The 18,199-nt window shown below is 40.8% G+C and carries 15 protein-coding genes; 14 read left to right on the forward strand and 1 reads right to left on the reverse strand.

Annotated features, from left to right (window positions below):
• Positions 1-72: 72 nt before the first annotated feature.
• The 13 genes from AXA65_RS10040 (at position 73) to AXA65_RS10100 (ending at position 15,575) form a co-directional block, all read left to right on the forward strand.
• On the forward strand, positions 73-1,086 hold the full coding sequence (locus AXA65_RS10040; protein ID WP_063969963.1) for a pectinesterase family protein: 1,014 nt from the start codon (positions 73-75) through the stop codon (positions 1,084-1,086).
• A 46-nt stretch (positions 1,087-1,132) separates the two neighbouring features.
• Complete coding sequence (locus AXA65_RS10045) at positions 1,133-2,548, forward strand: polysaccharide lyase family 1 protein (protein ID WP_063969964.1); 1,416 nt, start codon at positions 1,133-1,135, stop codon at positions 2,546-2,548.
• 9 nt (positions 2,549-2,557) lie between these two features.
• Complete coding sequence (locus AXA65_RS10050; protein WP_063969965.1) at positions 2,558-3,568, forward strand: DUF4861 family protein; 1,011 nt, start codon at positions 2,558-2,560, stop codon at positions 3,566-3,568.
• 12 nt (positions 3,569-3,580) lie between these two features.
• Positions 3,581-4,831, forward strand: coding sequence for a glycoside hydrolase family 105 protein (locus tag AXA65_RS10055; protein WP_063969966.1), 1,251 nt, complete (start codon positions 3,581-3,583; stop codon positions 4,829-4,831).
• 180 nt (positions 4,832-5,011) lie between these two features.
• Positions 5,012-6,265 (forward strand): glycoside hydrolase family 105 protein, encoded by a 1,254-nt coding sequence (locus tag AXA65_RS10060; RefSeq protein ID WP_063969967.1) that lies wholly within the window; start codon positions 5,012-5,014, stop codon positions 6,263-6,265.
• Positions 6,266-6,369: 104 nt separating this feature from the next.
• Positions 6,370-8,034: a glycoside hydrolase 43 family protein gene (locus AXA65_RS10065; protein ID WP_086048155.1), complete on the forward strand. Its 1,665-nt coding sequence runs from the start codon at positions 6,370-6,372 to the stop codon at positions 8,032-8,034.
• Between the two features lie 61 nt (positions 8,035-8,095).
• Complete coding sequence (locus AXA65_RS10070) at positions 8,096-9,766, forward strand: glycoside hydrolase family 28 protein (RefSeq protein ID WP_063969968.1); 1,671 nt, start codon at positions 8,096-8,098, stop codon at positions 9,764-9,766.
• Positions 9,767-9,777: 11 nt separating this feature from the next.
• Positions 9,778-10,686 (forward strand): alpha/beta hydrolase, encoded by a 909-nt coding sequence (locus AXA65_RS10075; protein ID WP_086048156.1) that lies wholly within the window; start codon positions 9,778-9,780, stop codon positions 10,684-10,686.
• Positions 10,687-10,690: 4 nt separating this feature from the next.
• The gene (locus tag AXA65_RS10080) at positions 10,691-11,662 is read left to right on the forward strand and encodes a pectinesterase family protein (protein ID WP_063969970.1); all 972 of its coding nucleotides are present in this window, start codon (positions 10,691-10,693) and stop codon (positions 11,660-11,662) included.
• A gap of 45 nt (positions 11,663-11,707) precedes the next feature.
• Positions 11,708-12,445 (forward strand): rhamnogalacturonan acetylesterase, encoded by a 738-nt coding sequence (locus AXA65_RS10085; RefSeq protein ID WP_063969971.1) that lies wholly within the window; start codon positions 11,708-11,710, stop codon positions 12,443-12,445.
• 56 nt (positions 12,446-12,501) lie between these two features.
• Positions 12,502-13,401: an alpha/beta hydrolase gene (locus AXA65_RS10090; RefSeq protein ID WP_063969972.1), complete on the forward strand. Its 900-nt coding sequence runs from the start codon at positions 12,502-12,504 to the stop codon at positions 13,399-13,401.
• Between the two features lie 18 nt (positions 13,402-13,419).
• Positions 13,420-14,331 (forward strand): alpha/beta hydrolase, encoded by a 912-nt coding sequence (locus tag AXA65_RS10095; protein ID WP_063969973.1) that lies wholly within the window; start codon positions 13,420-13,422, stop codon positions 14,329-14,331.
• Positions 14,332-14,543: 212 nt separating this feature from the next.
• Positions 14,544-15,575 carry a LacI family DNA-binding transcriptional regulator gene (locus AXA65_RS10100; protein ID WP_063969974.1) on the forward strand — a complete coding sequence of 344 codons (1,032 nt, stop codon included), beginning with the start codon at positions 14,544-14,546 and terminating at the stop codon, positions 15,573-15,575.
• 69 nt (positions 15,576-15,644) lie between these two features.
• Here the strand turns inward: AXA65_RS10100 and AXA65_RS10105 are convergent, their stop codons facing one another.
• Positions 15,645-16,310, reverse strand: a complete 666-nt coding sequence (locus tag AXA65_RS10105; RefSeq protein WP_063969975.1) for a head GIN domain-containing protein — start codon at positions 16,308-16,310, stop codon at positions 15,645-15,647.
• 126 nt (positions 16,311-16,436) lie between these two features.
• Between AXA65_RS10105 and AXA65_RS10110 the strand changes: the two genes are divergently transcribed.
• Entirely contained in the window at positions 16,437-17,981 is a 1,545-nt protein-coding gene (locus tag AXA65_RS10110; protein WP_063969976.1) for a S41 family peptidase, read from the forward strand.
• Positions 17,982-18,199: the final 218 nt, after the last annotated feature.

The raw sequence follows: 18,199 nt of genomic DNA on the forward strand, positions 1-18,199 counted from the left end.
TAATTTTTTTCTTACAGACTTTCTCCCTTCTGGGAGTGAGTCTGTATTTTACTAAACAAACGGACCGTTTCTATGAAGATCTCCAAATTTTTCAAAAATATAGCATTCCTATCTCTACTTTCAGCAGTGGTATTCAGTATTCTTTCTTTCAAAATTAATGATGATAAGACCATCGTAGTTTCGAAGGACGGAAAAGGGGATTTTACCACAATTCAACAGGCTGTCAATTCTGTAGAAGAAGGGAAAACGATGAGGACAAAGATCATTGTGAAACCAGGAACTTACAGAGAAAAGATTACCATTCCCGCAACAAAAAGTGCAATCAGTTTGATTGGCGAAAATGCGGAAAACACCATCTTGGTCTACGGCGATTTTGCCTCCAAACAAAATCAAGAGGGCAAAAATATCGGTACCACCGGATCATCATCTATCTTTATTTTTTCTGATGATTTTTCTGCTAAAAACATCACCTTTCAAAACGATGCAGGTCCGGTGGGACAAGCCGTAGCTGTTCTTACGACGGGAGACAGGTTGTCATTTGAGAACTGTAGATTTTTAGGATTCCAAGACACACTTTACACAAAGGGAACGCAGGACAATCCTGACAAAAGCAAACCTTCCCGCAATTATTTCAAAAACTGTTACATAGAAGGGACAACCGATTATATTTTCGGAGCTGGCACTGCTGTTTTTGAAAACTGTACTATTTATTCTAAAAAAAATGCCTCGTACGTCACGGCAGCTTCCACACCTGAAGGCAGTGAATTTGGTTATGTTTTTATTAATTGTAAAATTACTGGAGATGCAGACTCAAATTCTGTATATTTGGGAAGACCTTGGCGTCCTTTTGCGCGGACAGTTTACATGAACTGTGCAATCGATTCCACAATAAAACCGGAAGGTTGGCACAATTGGGGAAAAGCGGATGCTGAGCAAACCACGTTTTATGGCGAATACAATTCCAAAGGTCTAGGAGGCGATTCATCGAAAAGAGTGAGCTGGTCACATCAACTTACAAAAAAAGAAAGCAAAAAGTATACAGCAAAGAATATTTTAAAGGGTAATGACAATTGGAATTTGAAGTGAAAATTCCCTCAATGATCTCCTCGTAAATAACCACCAACAATTGTAAATGGATCTTAAAAATAAAAACATCTGTGCCAGTATCTTCACCTTCATCTCTATGTTGGTTTCTGCTCAGGGGAAGGTCATCAGTTTCCCCGGAGCCGAGGGTTTTGGAAGATATACTACCGGCGGACGTGGCGGACAGGTTTTGTTTGTGACAAAAACAACGGATGACGGTTCGGAAGGAACTTTAAGATTTGCGCTCAACCAAAAAGGACCTCGATATATTGTTTTTAAAACCGCTGGGACCATTTATCTGGAGTCACCACTGAAGATCACAGAAGGCAACGTGACTATCGCGGGACAAACTGCTCCAGGAGACGGAATTACCATCGCAAACTATGAAACTTTTGTCGCTGCGAACAACGTCATCATCCGATATCTGAGATTCATAATGGGTGATCAGAAAAAATTCGAAGGTGATGCTCTAGGCGCCAGATTTATCAAAGACCTGATTGTTGATCACTGCTCGATGAGTTGGTCAACAGACGAGACGGTTTCCATTTATGTCAACGAAAATACAACGCTGCAATGGTGTGTGATCGCAGAAAGTCTCCGAAATTCTGCCCATCAGAAAGGCGCTCACGGTTATGGTGGTATTGCAGGTGGCAAATTCGCAACTTTTCATCACAACATTTATGCACACCACGACAGCAGAAACCCGAGATTGGGAGAATATGCAGGAAGCAAATTTGCGCTGACGGATCTGACAGATTTCAGAAACAATGTCATCTACAACTGGGGTCACAACAATATTTACGGTGGCGAAGCGATGAATGTCAACATCGTCAACAATTATTACAAACCTGGACCTGCAACAATGACCACAAAAAGAATTGTCGCCATTGATAAAAATGAAAAACCAAATACCGAAGTATACAATATTTGGGGCAAATATTTTGTCAGCGGAAATGTAGTGGAAGGCAGTCCTGAAGTTACAGAAGACAACTGGGATTTAGGTGTTTTCAATCAAATGAAACCTTCCTACAATGTAACGGATGCTGATAAAAACTCAATCAAAATAGATCAGCCGCACGATATCCAAAATAATGTCGTAACCGATTCTCCAAAAATGGCCTATGAAAAGATCTTGAAGATGGGCGGAGCAAGTCTTGTAAGAGATGCAGTAGATTTACACATTTTGAAGGATGTGAAAAGTGGCAGTTTTACATACAACGGTTCTAAGGGAAGCTCCAACGGTATCATCGATTCTCAAAATGATGTGGGTGGATTTCCGGATTTGAAACCGGGAAAAGTCTTATTGGATTCAGATAACGATGGAATGCCGGACGAATGGGAAATCAAAAATAAACTGGATCCGAAAAAAGCGAATGCCACTGGACGCGATCTGGATAAAGAATATGATAATATAGAAGTTTATACCCACGCTATCGTAAAACACATCACCAAAGGACAACTTTAAATCGACAAAATGAAATTAATAAATAAAAATAATATTCTGAAAACGCTTTCTTTGGGAATGATGGTGGGTTTTATCAGCGTTTCTGCACAGTCAGATGTGATTCAGAAGATCAAGAAGGAAGGCAATAAACCTTTTTCCTACGCCGAGTTGTCTATAAAGCAAGGTGGAAAATGGGAAGGCAATAAATATATTGGAGGGAATTTCAAAAATGTGACCGAATTACAAATTCCTGCAGAACATACCGATCATTCTTCTTATATTCGATACGAAGGAATTGGACTGGAAAATAACCAGGTTGGTTACAGGTTATATCTGGATTGGAGAAATGCCACAGATATCTTCGGTAAGAAAGTTAATACTTTGGTTTTACCAGAAGTTGGGCAGGACGGCTTCGAATCTTACCACCACGACGCGCCTTGGGGACAGGATATTTTAAAATCTGGTCGCACGATCGGCGTTGGCTCTTATGGAAGATATGACGAGCAGAATGACTTTGTAGAAACATTCAAAACTGTAAAGAATACGTCTGTAAAAGTAATCAATGAGAAAGATAGATCTTATGCTGCAATCGATTACGCAGGATGGAAAACCTGGGGCGATGCCGTAGATTTGAAATCGAAACTGACGATATTCAACAAAGACCGTTTTGTGAAAGTGGATTTGTATTTGAACAACGCCATTTCTGGTTTGTGTACAGGGATTGTTGCGATCAAGGATATTCCGTTCAAGCAAGTGGTGAGTAAAAATAAAAAATGGGCTTACATCGCAACATATGGGCAGCAGACTTTAGCCAAAAAAGAAGATAATCTGGGGATGGCCGTTTTTTATCCGATGGAAAGTTTTGACAAATATGTGCAGACAAAATCTACACACGTTGTGGTTTTCAAGAAAAACAAAAATGTGTCCTATTACTTTCTGGGCGCTTGGTCGCAAGAACCAAACGGCATCAAAACAGAAACCGAGTTCTATCAGGATCTAGACAAAAAATTAGAAATATTAGACCAAAACAATCAATTATAAAATTTCAAACCAATGAGTTTTATTAATAGTAAAATAAAGATTTATACTTTCGCAATTCTAAGTTCAGGGATTTTCTTAGCTTCTGCGCAGACAAAAATGACAGCTCCGTCAACTGAAACTTCGAAGTCTGGCAAGATCCTTCCCACAAACCTGAAATGGTCCGAAAGAATGCTCCTTTCCGAGATGAACCGTTTCCCGGAATCTTGGATGCTCGACTTCAGCAAAAGCCCAAAATGGACCTATCCAGCAGCTATCGTTTTGGATGCTGCTGAGCAAGTTTATGCTAAAACCGGCAAAAAAGAATACTACAATTACATCAGCAGCTTCGGCGAGAAATTAGTGAAAGAAGACGGCACCATCGTTTCCTACGAACTGGAAAAGTACAACATTGACTTATTGAATAGCGGAAACGTATTGCTTTATCTGTACGAAAAAGAGAAAAAAGAAAAATACCTGAAAGCCTTACAAACGCTTCGGTTACAAATCGACGGACAACCAAGAACAAATGAAGGTTCTTTCTGGCACAAAAAAATATATCCCAATCAGGTGTGGCTGGACGGACTTTACATGGGAATGCCTTTCTACACGCATTTCACAAAAGATTTCACAAAAGGCACAGACGCTACAAAAGCGTATGATGATATTGTGATGCAGTTCGATTCGGTTCAGAAAAATCTTTTGGACAAAAAAACGGGATTGCTTTACCACGCTTGGGACGAGAGCAAGGAGCAGGCTTGGGCAGACAAACAGACCGGACTTTCTCCCAATTTCTGGGGCCGCGCAATGGGCTGGTACGGAATGGCGATGGTGGACGTTTTGGACTATTTACCAAAAGATCATCCCGGAAGAGCAAGGATCATTTCTTACATCAAATCCTTCTCGGACGCTGTGATCAAATATCAGGACAAAAAATCAGGTCTGTGGTATCAGGTTTTGGACAAGCCATTGGCAAACGGGAATTATGAAGAAGCAACTGCTTCCGCAATGTTTGTCTACACGATCATCAAGTCCGTCAACAAAGGCTATTTGCCAAAATCTTACAAAGCAGCAGCAAAGAAAGGCTATGACGGCATCATCAAAGATCTGATCACAGTGGACGAAAATGGCGTGGTCAATCTCAACAAATGTTGTGCAGTAGCAGGTTTGGGTGGAAAACCTTACCGTGATGGCAGCTACGAATATTACGTGAATGAGAAGATCCGTTCCAACGATGCAAAGGGCACCGGACCATTCATTTTGGCAAGTTTGGAATTCGAAAAGTAAGATGGTAAGAATTATTTGGGCAGCTTGATCCGTCTTCCGTTCCCGCTATTTTTTGCCAGTGCTTTTGCCAATTCAAAAAAATGAGCTCCACTCAAGCCGGGCTGCAGGTTTCCAGATAAAAACAAAGTTTCGTTTCCAGAATTTTTGTTCATTCAAAAAATAAAAAAAAATAAAAGCAATATGAAATTTCAAACACTCAAAGTATTATCCATCGCAGCTTTCGCTTCAGGATTGTTCCTTTCTTGTGCTCAAACAAAATCGGCAACAGCTTCAAATACCAAAACAGAAACATCACAATCCGGAAAAGTAGTTCCGACCAATCTAAAATGGTCCGAGAGAATGCTCCTTTCCGAGATGAACCGTTTTCCGCAAGCCTGGATGTTGGATTTCAACAAGGAACCAAGATGGGCTTATCCAGCAGCCATTGTTTTGGAAGGTGCAGAACAGTTGTACGCCAAAACCGGAAACAAGGAATATTACGAATACATCAGCAAATTTGGCGACACGATGGTAAAAGAGGACGGAAGCATCGTAAGCTACGAACTCGACAAACACAACATCGATTATCTGAATTGTGGAAACGTCCTTCTTTATCTATATGGAAAAGAGAAAAAACCAAAATACCTAAAAGCACTTCAAACCCTTCGTTACCAGATAGAAACGATGCCGAGAACCAAAGAAGGCGGTTTCTGGCACAAGAAGATCTATCCGCACCAGATGTGGCTGGATGGTCTGTATATGGGCGAACCTTTTTATGCAAATTATACAAAAGAATTCAGCAAAGGCGCTGAGGCAGATAAAGCTTACAACGATATCGTCAATCAATTTGATCTGATTCAAAAAAATCTCCTTGATAAGAAAACCGGATTGCTTTACCACGCTTGGGACGAGAGCAAAGAGCAAGCTTGGGCAAACAAGGAGACTGGACTTTCTCCCAATTTCTGGGGAAGAGCGATGGGTTGGTACGGAATGGCAATGGTAGACGTTCTGGATTTCTTGCCAAAAGACCATCCGGGAAGAGCTAAGATCATTGGCTATATCAAGTCTTATACAGATGCGATTATCAAAGTTCAGGACAAGGAAACCGGACTTTGGTATCAGGTTTTGGACAAAGGTGGCGAAAAAGGAAATTACACTGAAGCTTCAGCTTCATCGATGTTTGTTTACACGATGATCAAGGCGGTCAACAAAGGTTACTTGCCAAAATCTTACAAAGCGGTTGCCCAAAAAGGCTACGACGGAATCCTGAAAAATCTGATCTCTGTGGACGAAAACGGAATTGTGAATTTGAACAGATGTTGTGCGGTAGCAGGCTTGGGTGGAAAACCTTACAGAAGCGGAACTTACGAATATTACGTGAACGAAGAGATCCGCTCCAACGATCCAAAAGGAACCGGACCATTCATCCTCGCAAGTTTGGAATTCGAAAAATAATTAAAAATATAGTTCAAACAGTCCTAAAAGGACGAAATATTAGAAGCGTCGGGTGAAACCCGATGATAGAGACATTATTTACTATTTACGGCGGTGAGATGCCTATGAATTTAAAATTTAAAAATTTGAAAATCAATAAAAAACAAATCATTCTTTCATTGTTTGCATTGTCGATCAATCAATTGGATGCACAGAAAACAAAACCTTACGTTTCAGAAGTTTGGGTCTCTGACCTGGGAAATGGAAATTATAAAAATCCGGTTTTGTACTCGGATTATTCTGATCCGGACGCGATCCGTGTTGGTGACGATTATTATATGACCGCTTCCAGCTTCAATGAAGCACAAGGTTTACCAATTCTTCACTCCAAAGATATGGTCAACTGGAAACTGGTCAACTATGCTATTCACGACGTTTTGCCTAAAGAGCATTTTTCTGTTCCAAGAAGAGGTGATGCTGTTTGGGCGCCAAGTATCCGTTTTCATAAAGGTGAATTCTACATCTATTGGGGCGACCCGGATTTCGGAATTTATATGGTGAAAACCAAAGATCCATTGAGGAAATGGGACGAACCCATTTTGGTAATGGAAGGAAAAGGTCTTATCGATTCTTGCCCTTTCTGGGATGACAATGGCGATGCTTATCTTGTTCACGGTTGGGCGGGAAGTAGAGCAGGCGTCAAGAGTATTTTGACCTTAAACAAAATGAATCCTGAAGGAACCAAAGTTCTGGACAACGGTGTTCACGTTTTCGATGGTCACGATGCACATCCAACGGTCGAAGGTCCTAAAATGTACAAGAGAAACGGCTATTATTACATCTTTGCTCCGGCTGGTGGCGTGGCGACTGGCTGGCAATTGATATTACGGTCAAAAAACATCTATGGTCCTTACGAGGAAAAAATCGTTTTGGAACAAGGAAAAGCAAAAATCAATGGTCCACATCAAGGTGCGTGGGTCGATACGCCGAAAGGTGAAGATTGGTTTTATCATTTTCAGGATGTGGATGCGGGCGGAAGACTTGTCCATCTGCAACCCATGAAATGGGAAAAGGACTGGCCCGTGATGGGAGTCGATACAGATAAAAATGGAATCGGTGAACCAGTTTTGACTTATAAGAAACCAAATGTCGGTAAAGTTTTTCCAATAGAAACGCCTGCAGAATCTGATGAATTCAATGATGATAAGATCGGTTTGCAATGGCAATGGAGCGCCAATGAAAATGTAGTTTGGTCGGCAAAAATTCCCGGGAAAAATCATTTGAGATTGTTCTCCATGAAAGTTCCGGAAGGTGAGAAAAACCTTTGGAACGTCCCCAATCTATTGACCCAAAAATTTCCTGCACCTGATTTTGTGGCGACAACGAAAGTAAAATTATTCCCAGAAGAAGCCAAAGAAGGAAAAGTTGCCGGACTTTTGGTCATGGGAACAGACCACGCGTCTCTTGTCATCACCAATAAACCAGATGGTTATTATCTTCAATTGAGAAAGGCGCCTAAAGCTGAAAAAGGCGGCGAAGAGAAGATCATTAATGAAATAAAATTAAAATCAAACGAAGCGTATCTGAAGGTCAATGTGAGTGAACCAAACGGGATCTGTACCTTCAGCTACAGCGAAAATGGAAAGACCTTTACCAATGTTGGTGAAAAATTCCAGGCAAAACCAGGGAAATGGATCGGTGCAAAAGTCGGGATATACTCTATCAGCGATGCAAAAGCAGCAAGAGGTGGTTACGCAGACTTCGACTTTTTCCGCATCACCAAAAATTAAAATTAATTAAAATAAAATCCTGAATTCCGGTTCATGATCTTGAAAACTTAAAATAAGTATAATGAAGAAATCGATCAAATTATTAGCGTTAAGTTTAGCGACGTTATTTTCGGCAAACAGCTTTGCGCAAACGCAAATGGCGGATATCTACAAAAATGTGGAATTTAAAATGCCAACGGTTGTGGAAACGTCTTTTCCTACAACTTCAGTCAGCATCAAGGATTTTGGCGCCGTTGCAGGAACCAATGTGAAAAATACTGAAGCTTTTAAGAAAGCAATTACAAGCATTAATCAAAAAGGTGGTGGGAAAGTGATCGTCCCAAGAGGAATCTGGATGACTGGACCAATTGTTCTGCAAAGCAATGTCAACTTACATTTAGAAGAAGGTGCGATGATCATTTTCAGTAGAGATTTTGTCGATTATCCTTTGGTGGACGTCAGCTTCGAAGGTCTCAATACAACGCGTTGTCAATCGCCGATCTCTGCAAAAGGTGCAACCAACATCGCCATTACAGGAAATGGTGTGATCGACGGAAGTGGCGATGCGTGGCGATATGTGAAAAAAGGAAAAATGACCGACGGACAATGGAAAGAACTCCTTTCGAAAGGTGGTGTGTTGTCCGATGATAAAAAAACTTGGTTCCCAACGGAAAGTTCGAAACTAGGATTCACAAGCACGGCAAACTTCAACATTCCAGAAAAAATGACCGCTAAGGCAGAATTGGAAAAAGTTAAAGATTTCCTTCGTCCAGTCATGGTAAGTTTGGTGAGTTGTGACAAAGTGCTTTTGGATGGACCAACGTTCCAAAACTCTCCAGCTTGGAATCTTCACCCATTGATGTCAAGCAACTTGATCTTGAGAAATCTGAATGTGAGAAATCCTTGGTATTCTCAGAACGGCGACGGACTGGATCTGGAATCTTGTAAAAATGTTTTGATCTATAATAATACGTTCGATGTTGGTGACGACGCGATCTGTATCAAGTCCGGAAAAGACAAAGACGGAAGAGAAAGAGGTGTTCCGACAGAAAATGTGATCATCAAAAATAATACGGTTTACCACGCTCACGGCGGCATCGTGATCGGGAGTGAAATGTCTGGCGGTGTGAAAAATCTTCACGCTTCAGATTGTACTTTTATTGGAACAGACATCGGACTTCGTTTCAAAACTACGAGAGGTAGAGGTGGCGTTGTGGAAAATATCTGGATCAGCAATGTGGATATGATCAACATTCCAGCTCAGGTGATCGGGTTCAATATGTTCTACGAAGGTAATTCTCCAATTATTGAGGAAGATCAAAGTGCAGACGACGAGAAGAGAGTAGAAAAACAAATTCCAGTGACGGATGAAACGCCGGTTTTCAGAAATGTGTTCTTCAAAAATATCACTGCTACCAATTCTTACGAAGCGATCGCGTTGAGCGGATTATCCGAAATGAACCTTAAAAACATCGTAATCGAAGATTCTAATTTCGATACCAAAAAAGCTTTGACCATCGTAGATGCAGACGGGATTACACTTAAAAATGTAAAACTGAAATACAGCGAAGGTGTTGGTACAACAATTTATAACAGCAAGAATGTCGATATTTCAGGGTTAACTCTTGAATCTTCAAACAAGCCAACTATCAAGATTTTAGGAAACAAAACGACAGCCGTGAAACTTCCTAAAAGTATTGCAAAAGAACATATCACGATAGCCAAAGAAGTGGCTAAGAACGCTGTCAAATAATCAATTTTAATATGGGTTTTCACAAACTATATTTTCTTATTTTTTTCTTATTTGGAGTTAAATCTGCATTCGGACAAACCACACGTCCGAATGCGACTCCTTATACAAACGAAGCAACGTACGAGAAATTTAAGAAAAAATATCCTTTCATCACGCCGATTGACAGGCCAACGCCGACCAATATAGGAATCGATAAAGATGTGGAGTATGCAAATATCAATGGTGTTTCTTTGAGGACAGATATCTTTTATCCGCTCGATCGATCAAAAAAATATCCAGGAATTGCAATGGTTCATGGTGGCGGATGGATTTCCGGCAGCAAGGAGAATGAAAAGTATATGGCTCAGGAATTGGCCTCCAAAGGCTATGTTGCGATGGCTGTAGGTTACAGATTGGCCGATGTTGCAAAATATCCCGCAGCAATCATTGATGTAGAAAATGCAATTAAATTTTTGAAGAAAAACAAAAAGAAATATGCTTTAGATTCTAAAAAAGTGGCCGTTTTAGGCGAATCTGCCAGCGCGCAAATCGCAACTTTGGTTGGCGTAAGAAAGGAAAATAAGATCAAAGCCATCGTGAATGTGGACGGGATTGTTTCCTTTATCCATCCCGAAGCTGAAGAAAGTACGTACGCCGCTTATTGGTTAGGTGGCGATAGAAATGTTAATCTCAAAAACTGGACAGAAGCTTCACCTTTGGAATTCGTTGATAAAAATACACCGCCGACGATTTTCATTAATAGTTCTCAGCCACGTTTCCATGCAGGAAGAGATGATATGATGAAGAAACTGAAATCATACAATATCGCAACTGAATTTCACGAAATCAAGGATACGCCGCATTATTTCTGGTCTGCCGAACCTTGGTTTACAGAGACTTTGGATTTGACGGTTCAGTTTTTAGATAAAACTTTAAAATAAATTTATGAAACGGATTTTATCCATATTAATGATGGCTTTTGTTCAAATCGTGCTTGCTCAAAATACACCTTACATTACAGTCAATGTTGCATCGGACGGAAGCGGACAATTCACGTCTATTCATAAAGCGATCAATTCAGTGAGGGATTTTGGTCCGGGCGAAGCTTTAATCAAAATAAAAGCGGGAACTTATAAAGAAAAAATCGTCATTCCGTCTTCAAAACATAAAGTCACTTTGCAGGGCGAAAACGCTGAGAATACGATGATTGTTAATGATGATTATTCAGGCAAGATCGATGCTCTGAACGAGAAAATGACAACCTTCAATTCCTACACACTTTTGGTGATGGCAGATGAAGTTAAAATTTCAAATTTGACCATTCAAAATATTTCTTGTAGTAAAGGTCAGGCAGTTTCCCTTCACGTTGAGGGCGACAAATTTGTGATCAAAGATTCGAAGATATTGGGCTGCCAGGATACAGTTTATGCGACAGGAACTCACAGCAGACAATATTATGAGAACTGTTTCATCGAGGGTACAACGGATTTTATCTTCGGTTCGGCAACGGTTGTATTCAAAAACTGTACGATCAAAAGTTTAGCTAATTCGTATGTTACTGCGGCTTCAACAGATCAAAATAAAAAATACGGTTTTGTCTTTTTCGATTGTAAATTGATTGCAAAGGACGGCATTACAAAAGTATTTCTTGGAAGACCTTGGCGCTCATATGCGAGGACAGTTTTCATCAATACCGAAATGGGAAATCACATTCTGCCAGAAGGTTGGAATCCGTGGAAAGGCGACGCAATGTTTCCTGACAAAGAAAAAACCACTTACTACGCAGAGTTTGGAAGTAGAGGAGAAGGCGCAAATACTGCGAAAAGAGTTTCCTGGTCTCATCAATTAACCAAAAAGAAAGTGAAAAGTTACACCATCGAAAAGATTTTCGGTGACTGGAATCCTATACAATATTAATTGTCATGATGAGGCTCTCGAAGCATCTATAAATAAAATTTTACAATGAAAAAACTGCTTTTAAGTTTATCAATTCTATTTTCAGTTTTGATATTTGCTCAGAAAAAACCAACCTTATTTCTGATTGGAGATTCTACGATGTCCAACAAGGATAATCCGGACAAAAATCCTGAGCACGGCTGGGGACAAGTTCTTCCGCAATTTCTGACCACGGAGATCGAAGTTCAAAACCATGCAATGAACGGGAGAAGTTCCAAAAGTTTCCGCACAGAAGGCCGTTGGGACAAAGTGGAAAAACAATTGAAGAAGGGAGATTTTGTGGTGATCCAATTTGGTCACAATGACCAGAAAGTGAAGGATTCTACGAAGTTTACCAATCCTTACACGCAATACAGAGCCAATCTGGAAAGATATGTCAACGAAACCAGAGCGAAAGGTGCAACACCAATTCTGATGACCTCCATCGTAAGAAGAGATTTTACAGAAAATTGCGTTTTGGTGGACACGCACGGCAATTATCCTTTGGTGGTGAGATTGGTGGCGGATGATATGAAAGTCCCTTTCGTAGATATGCAATTGTTGACGGAACAAATGGAAATCGCTGCCGGTCCGGAAAAATCAAAATTGCTTCACCTGCATTTCAAAGAAGGCGAAATCGAATATTATCCTAAAGGAAAACAAGACAATACACACCTTTCAAAACTGGGAGCAGAAACTGTTGCGAAACTGGCCCTGAAGTCGTTGAAGTCAATGAAAACAGGATTGGAAAAGTACATTAGATAACCTACAGAATATAAGTTATCATTGATTTTAGTGATCGCTTTTTAAAGACGAGATTTATGAAAAGGAGCATTTTCATCTTATTGATATTTTTATTCAACCTTACATCAGCACAGGAAAACATCCTGTTCTGGCCGAAAGGTGAAATGCCGAATTCCAAAGGTTTAAAGATAGAAAAACAAGCTTCGAATCCAGAAATATCAACCCAGGAAGCTGAGCTTTTTGTGTTCTTGCCTCCGAAAGCAGAGCGGTCGAAGAGATCAGTCATTATCATTCCTGGCGGAGGCTATTCAAAACTGACTTATAATGAAGGTGCTTTTCAGATTGCAAAATGGATGAACACTTTGGGTATTTCTGCCTTTGTTTTGTATTACAGATTACCAACTTCCCCGGATCTGGTTCAAAGAGAAATTGCGCCGTTGCAAGATGCTCAGGCGGCTATAAAATATGTTCGAATAAATGCATCACAGTGGAATCTTTCACCGGATCAAGTTGGTGTTGTGGGAACTTCCGCTGGCGGACATTTGGCGACATCGGTCAGTAATATTGCTATAGATTACACAGGTTTGAAAGGCGATTGGAGTAATATTTCTACGATTCCTGATTTTGCAGTTCTCTTTTGTCCTGTGATAGACTTCGGAACATTTGCTCACGCAGGAAGTCGCAAAAGTTTGCTTGGAGAAACCGCTTCTCAGGAAAAAATTACCGAATATTCTATGCAAAACCGAGTGACGGAGAAAACACCGCCGACAATTCTCTTCCATAACCAAGACGATACAGCAGTTCCGGCGATGAACAGTATTTTGTACTTCAAAGCGATGACAAAGAATAAGGTGAAAGGTGCGCTGTTTGTTTTCCCGGAAGGCGGTCACAGATTCTCGATTACCAATAAGAATGAACTGAGCGAAAATTGGAAAAAGTTGTGCGCCGATTGGCTAAAAACTTTGGATTCTAAATAATCATTATTTCTTAACCCAATGAAAAAGGTAGTTTTAATTATATTGATGTTCTTCATCCATCAAATCTCAGCGCAACAGAGAATGACGCTTTGGGAGAAAGGAAAAATGACCAATTCCAAAGGTTTTAAATTAAAAACAATAGAAGAAAAAGAAGGACGCATCACACAGATCCAAGAACCTGAATTGTTTGCTTTTCTGCCAGCAAAAGAGGAACGAAAGCAGATGGCCGTCATCATCATTCCTGGTGGTGGTTATCACCATTTGACCTATGATCTGGGCGGTTACTCTTACGCAAAATGGTTGAATACTTTGGGGATTTCTGCTTTTGTTTTGAATTACCGATTACCGACTTCTCCTGATTTGAAACAAAGGGAAATGGCACCTTTACAGGATATTCAGTCAGCTATCAAATTGATCAGAAAAAACGCAGGTCAATATGGAATTTCGCCAACTCAAATTGGTGTTTTGGGAACATCTGCCGGCGGACATTTGGCAGCGATGGTCAGTAACATTTCTATAGATTACACAGAATTGAAAGGCGATTGGCAGACTATTTCAACCATTCCGGATTTTGCTATTCTGGTTTCCCCAGTTATCGATTTGGGAGAATTTGCCCATAAAGGAAGTCGTGAAAATCTATTAGGAAAAGATGCATCTGAAGACAAAATCAAAGAATATTCTATGCAGAATCGTGTGACGGAAAAAACACCACGAACAATTCTTTTTCACGCGCAGAATGACCCTGCAGTTCCTGTCATCAATAGCATTCTGTATTATGAAGCCATGGTCAAAAATAAAGTGAAAGGTGCGATGTTCATCTTCCCCGAAGGCGAGCACAACATCGGGATCTCCAATAAAAGTGAATTGACAGACAACTGGAAAATCATCTGCGCAGACTGGCTGAGAAAGCTTGATGCCAAATTAAAATAGAAAAAAATAGACTGATTGATCTCTTTGCTTAACGATTTTAAATCTGAATAAGACCAAATTAAAAAGAGTTGTAAGATCTAGAATACGCACTTCTATGGATAGGCAAAGATCACTTCTTAGTATTTTTTCAACTTTGATTCAGAAAAACACGACAGACTTTGATATTTTTATATATTTACAACAACACAATTGACTTTTTGAGACTATAATACATGGCAAAAAAAAATACAACGATCTATGACATTTCGAAGAAACTAAATGTAAGCGTAGCGACAGTTTCTAGAGCTCTGAACAACCATCCCAGGATCAGCCAGGCCACCAAGGAATTGGTAGTGAATATGGCCATGGAGATGGATTACAAGCAGAACAATCTGGCGAAAGCACTCAAAAGTGGAGAGACCAAAACTGTGGGCGTCATAGTTCCATATATCAATACCAACTTTTTCTCGTCGGTCATTCGTGGGATAGAGGAGGAGCTGTCTCCGCACGGTTACCGTGTGATCATCTGCCAAAGCCATGACGATGCCGATATCGAGAAGAAACAACTGAACACTTTGCTACACACACAGGTGGATTGTATCTTCATCTCGATTTCCAAGAATACTTCGGATCTGGAGTACATCAAAAAGGTCATCAGCACGACCAATACGCCGATCATCTTCTTTGACAGGAAAAAAGACATTCCTGGCATCAGTACGATCACGATCGATGACCACAAAGGCGCTTATCAGGCAACGGAGCATCTCATCAAAGAAGGATACAAGAACATCTGCCATTTTTCCGGAGACCAGAATCTGGAGATCTACCAGAATAGGTTGAGTGGCTACATCAGCGCTTTGAAAGATCATAACCTGCCAGTGATAGAGGACAACATCATCAATACGGGAAGCTCCATCGAGGAAGGCATCAACGCGATGAAGAGTCTTTGGAAACGGAAGGTCAAGCCAGATGCCATCTTTTCAGCGTCTGATTTTACAGCTTTGGGCGTTTGTAAAGAGATCAAAAATCTGAAACTGAGAATTCCCGAGGATATTGGTGTGATCGGATTCAGTAATGAGCCGTTTACCCAGTTTATGGAACTTTCCATCAGTTCTGTGGACCAGACGCCGGTGATGATGGGGAAAGTGTCTGGCAATGTTTTCCTGGAAAGCATCAAAGATAACTTTTCAGGCATCACGATAGAGAAAAAGCTGGTGCTCACGCCCATGTTACAGATCAGGCAATCATCATCCAGAAAGAAATAAACAAAACCCACCAAATTGCTTTGGTGGGTTTTCTATTTGTGGATGATCTGATCTGTCAGAGCTGATCGATCAATGATAAATGATCTTTCCGCCAGCAATTTTCTTATCATTCTTAGATTTAGGTTTTCCATAGATGTCTATGATCCCGCCAGCTCTGGTAGTAGCATCTACAGACTCTACAGCGTTTACAGATGCTTTACCGCCTGCATTGGTTGTCACACTTGTGATCTGTGTTTGTAAACTCTGTCCATCATATTTTGCACCCGTATTCACAACGATCGATTGCAAATCTGTATTTCCGGATAATTTCAAAACTGCGCCTGTATTCACTTTCCCTTCGATCACTTTTGCGTTGACGCTGAGGTCGATCAATGAACCTTCGTTGGAGGTCAATCCCAATTTTGTAGATTTCACAATATCGCTAGAGGTGATCTTTGCACCTTGGCTTGCCTGGATATCATTGATATCTTGATAGTACAATAGGATCTTCACGTCATCACCTTGCAGGAGTTTGGTGGGTTTCATTCGTATTCTCAATTCATTTCCAGAATTTACGAACTCTACATCAGACGCCATTGTTCCACTCAGTTCAGCTTTGTAGGTATCGGAGGAGACCAATTCTACAGGGATCTTATCAAAAACTTTAAGTGATGTGAAGGCAGCTATATCTTTGCTTTGCCCAAAAGTGAAGTGCGAGATCAGGAATGCTGAGGTTGCAAGAATTATATTTTTCATACCGTTTGATTGTTGATTATAACAAGCGTTTCGTAACAAATCCAGAACCACTTTTTGTTATAATTTGTTAAAGTTCAAAATCACCTTGACTATTTTTGCTTTAAATGTCCTAATTTTAAGCCTTTGATGAAAAAAAACTTTACTTTTCTAATCTTGATGATCTTAGTTTCTTGTCAGACTGTCAGGAAGAACAATCTCTTTTTGGAGAAGAAGATACCCACTGCCGAACTAAAGAAAGACATAGATTATACGTATGAGAAGCTCCAGAGATTCCATCCCAATCTCTATTGGTATATCTCAAAAGACGAGTTGGACCATAAATTTGACAGCCTCAAAACCACCATTTCGGAACCCTTGTCACCCAATCAGTTCTTCTTCAAATTGGCGCCTGTCGTAGCCAGTGTCAATGAGGGGCATTTGAGATTGAGGTCGGTCGGGAGGAAGTACAGCAAGGCAGAGCAGAAAGATTTCAAGACCAAAACACCGCTTTTTGCATTGATGGATTACAGGATCCTGGAAGATCGCATATTTGTAAAGGAAAACCGGGAGAATGTGGGCGAGATCAAAGCTGGAACAGAAATTCTGAAGATCGATGGTGAAAATGTATCGGACCTTGTGAGAAAATATAAGAAGCTATACAGTTCTGATGGCGAGAACAAGACCTTTCAGAAGTATTTTATCAATCTCAGCTTCTTCAATTATTACACGCTGGAAAATGGCTATCTGGACAGTGTGAAGCTGACCACGCTTTGTGATAATGTGGTGCAGGATGTGGGGATCAAACGGCAAAGAAAGGCTGCCAAGCAGGTGACCGAAGAAAAGGCACTTCCAAAGATCACACCCGATCAGAAGCTTCAGCATTATGATACTGCTACCAAAAGTTACAACCGAACATTCAAGTTTCTGAGATCAGACAGCAGCATCGCATACATCAAGGTAAAGTCCTTCTCTGCTACCTATTCCAAAAAGTTCTACGAAAAGACATTCAAAAGAATCAGAAAGGCAAAGTCAGATCATCTGATACTGGACATCAGAGACAATCTCGGAGGCTCGCTTTCGGAGATCAACACCCTTTATTCTTATCTTACTGACAAGAAATTTACCCTCATAAAAGCGCCGGAGATGACCTCCAAAACCTCCGGCATGCATCAGAATTATTTCCGCGGACAGTCGCTTCTCTCATCTATCGTAAGTGCGCCTGCTTATCCGTTTTTTCTGGCTGGCAATTACTTATTATCCTCCCGGAAGGACCGCCGCTACTATTTTCGGGAGTTTGCATCGCGACCTACGAGACCGAAGGAAGACGCCTTCAAAGGGAAAATATATGTCCTTGTGAATGGTGCCAGTTTTTCTGCATCGTCCATCATCTCTGCCAAGCTGAAGTATGAGAACCGCGCCGTGATCGTGGGTGAAGAAACGGGTGGTGCAAACGATGGTACGGTTGCAGGGGTCAATAACACCATCATTCTGCCCAACTCACATCTCTCGCTTCCCATCGGACTGTTCCTCATCCGCCCGAACATCGAGTTTGAGAATAAGAATAGAGGTGTGGTTCCCAATTTTTCTGTAGACCCCAACTTCGAAGATATTTTTGCCACAGAGGACAAGATCCTCGACTGGACCTTGGAAGACATCGACTTCCGGAATTCCATTACTACCAAATCAAAATAACTCTCTCATAATTTTCTTTGATCCAAAGAGAATACCAGCATCCAAGTAGGTGAGGTGGTCATCTCCCAGCGGAGAAGGAGCTTCTCTCCAGAAGGTCAATGGTATGTTGTCCCGGCGGTCAACACACCATTGACCGACCATTCAATACCGTTTTGTTCGGGCGGTCAACATCGTTTTGGTGGCTCGACCAAAGAGGCATTGGTCAAATCAGCCTATCC

The sequence above is a fragment of the Chryseobacterium sp. FP211-J200 genome, assembly GCF_001643375.1.
Lineage (GTDB): Bacteria > Bacteroidota > Bacteroidia > Flavobacteriales > Weeksellaceae > Epilithonimonas > Epilithonimonas ginsengisoli.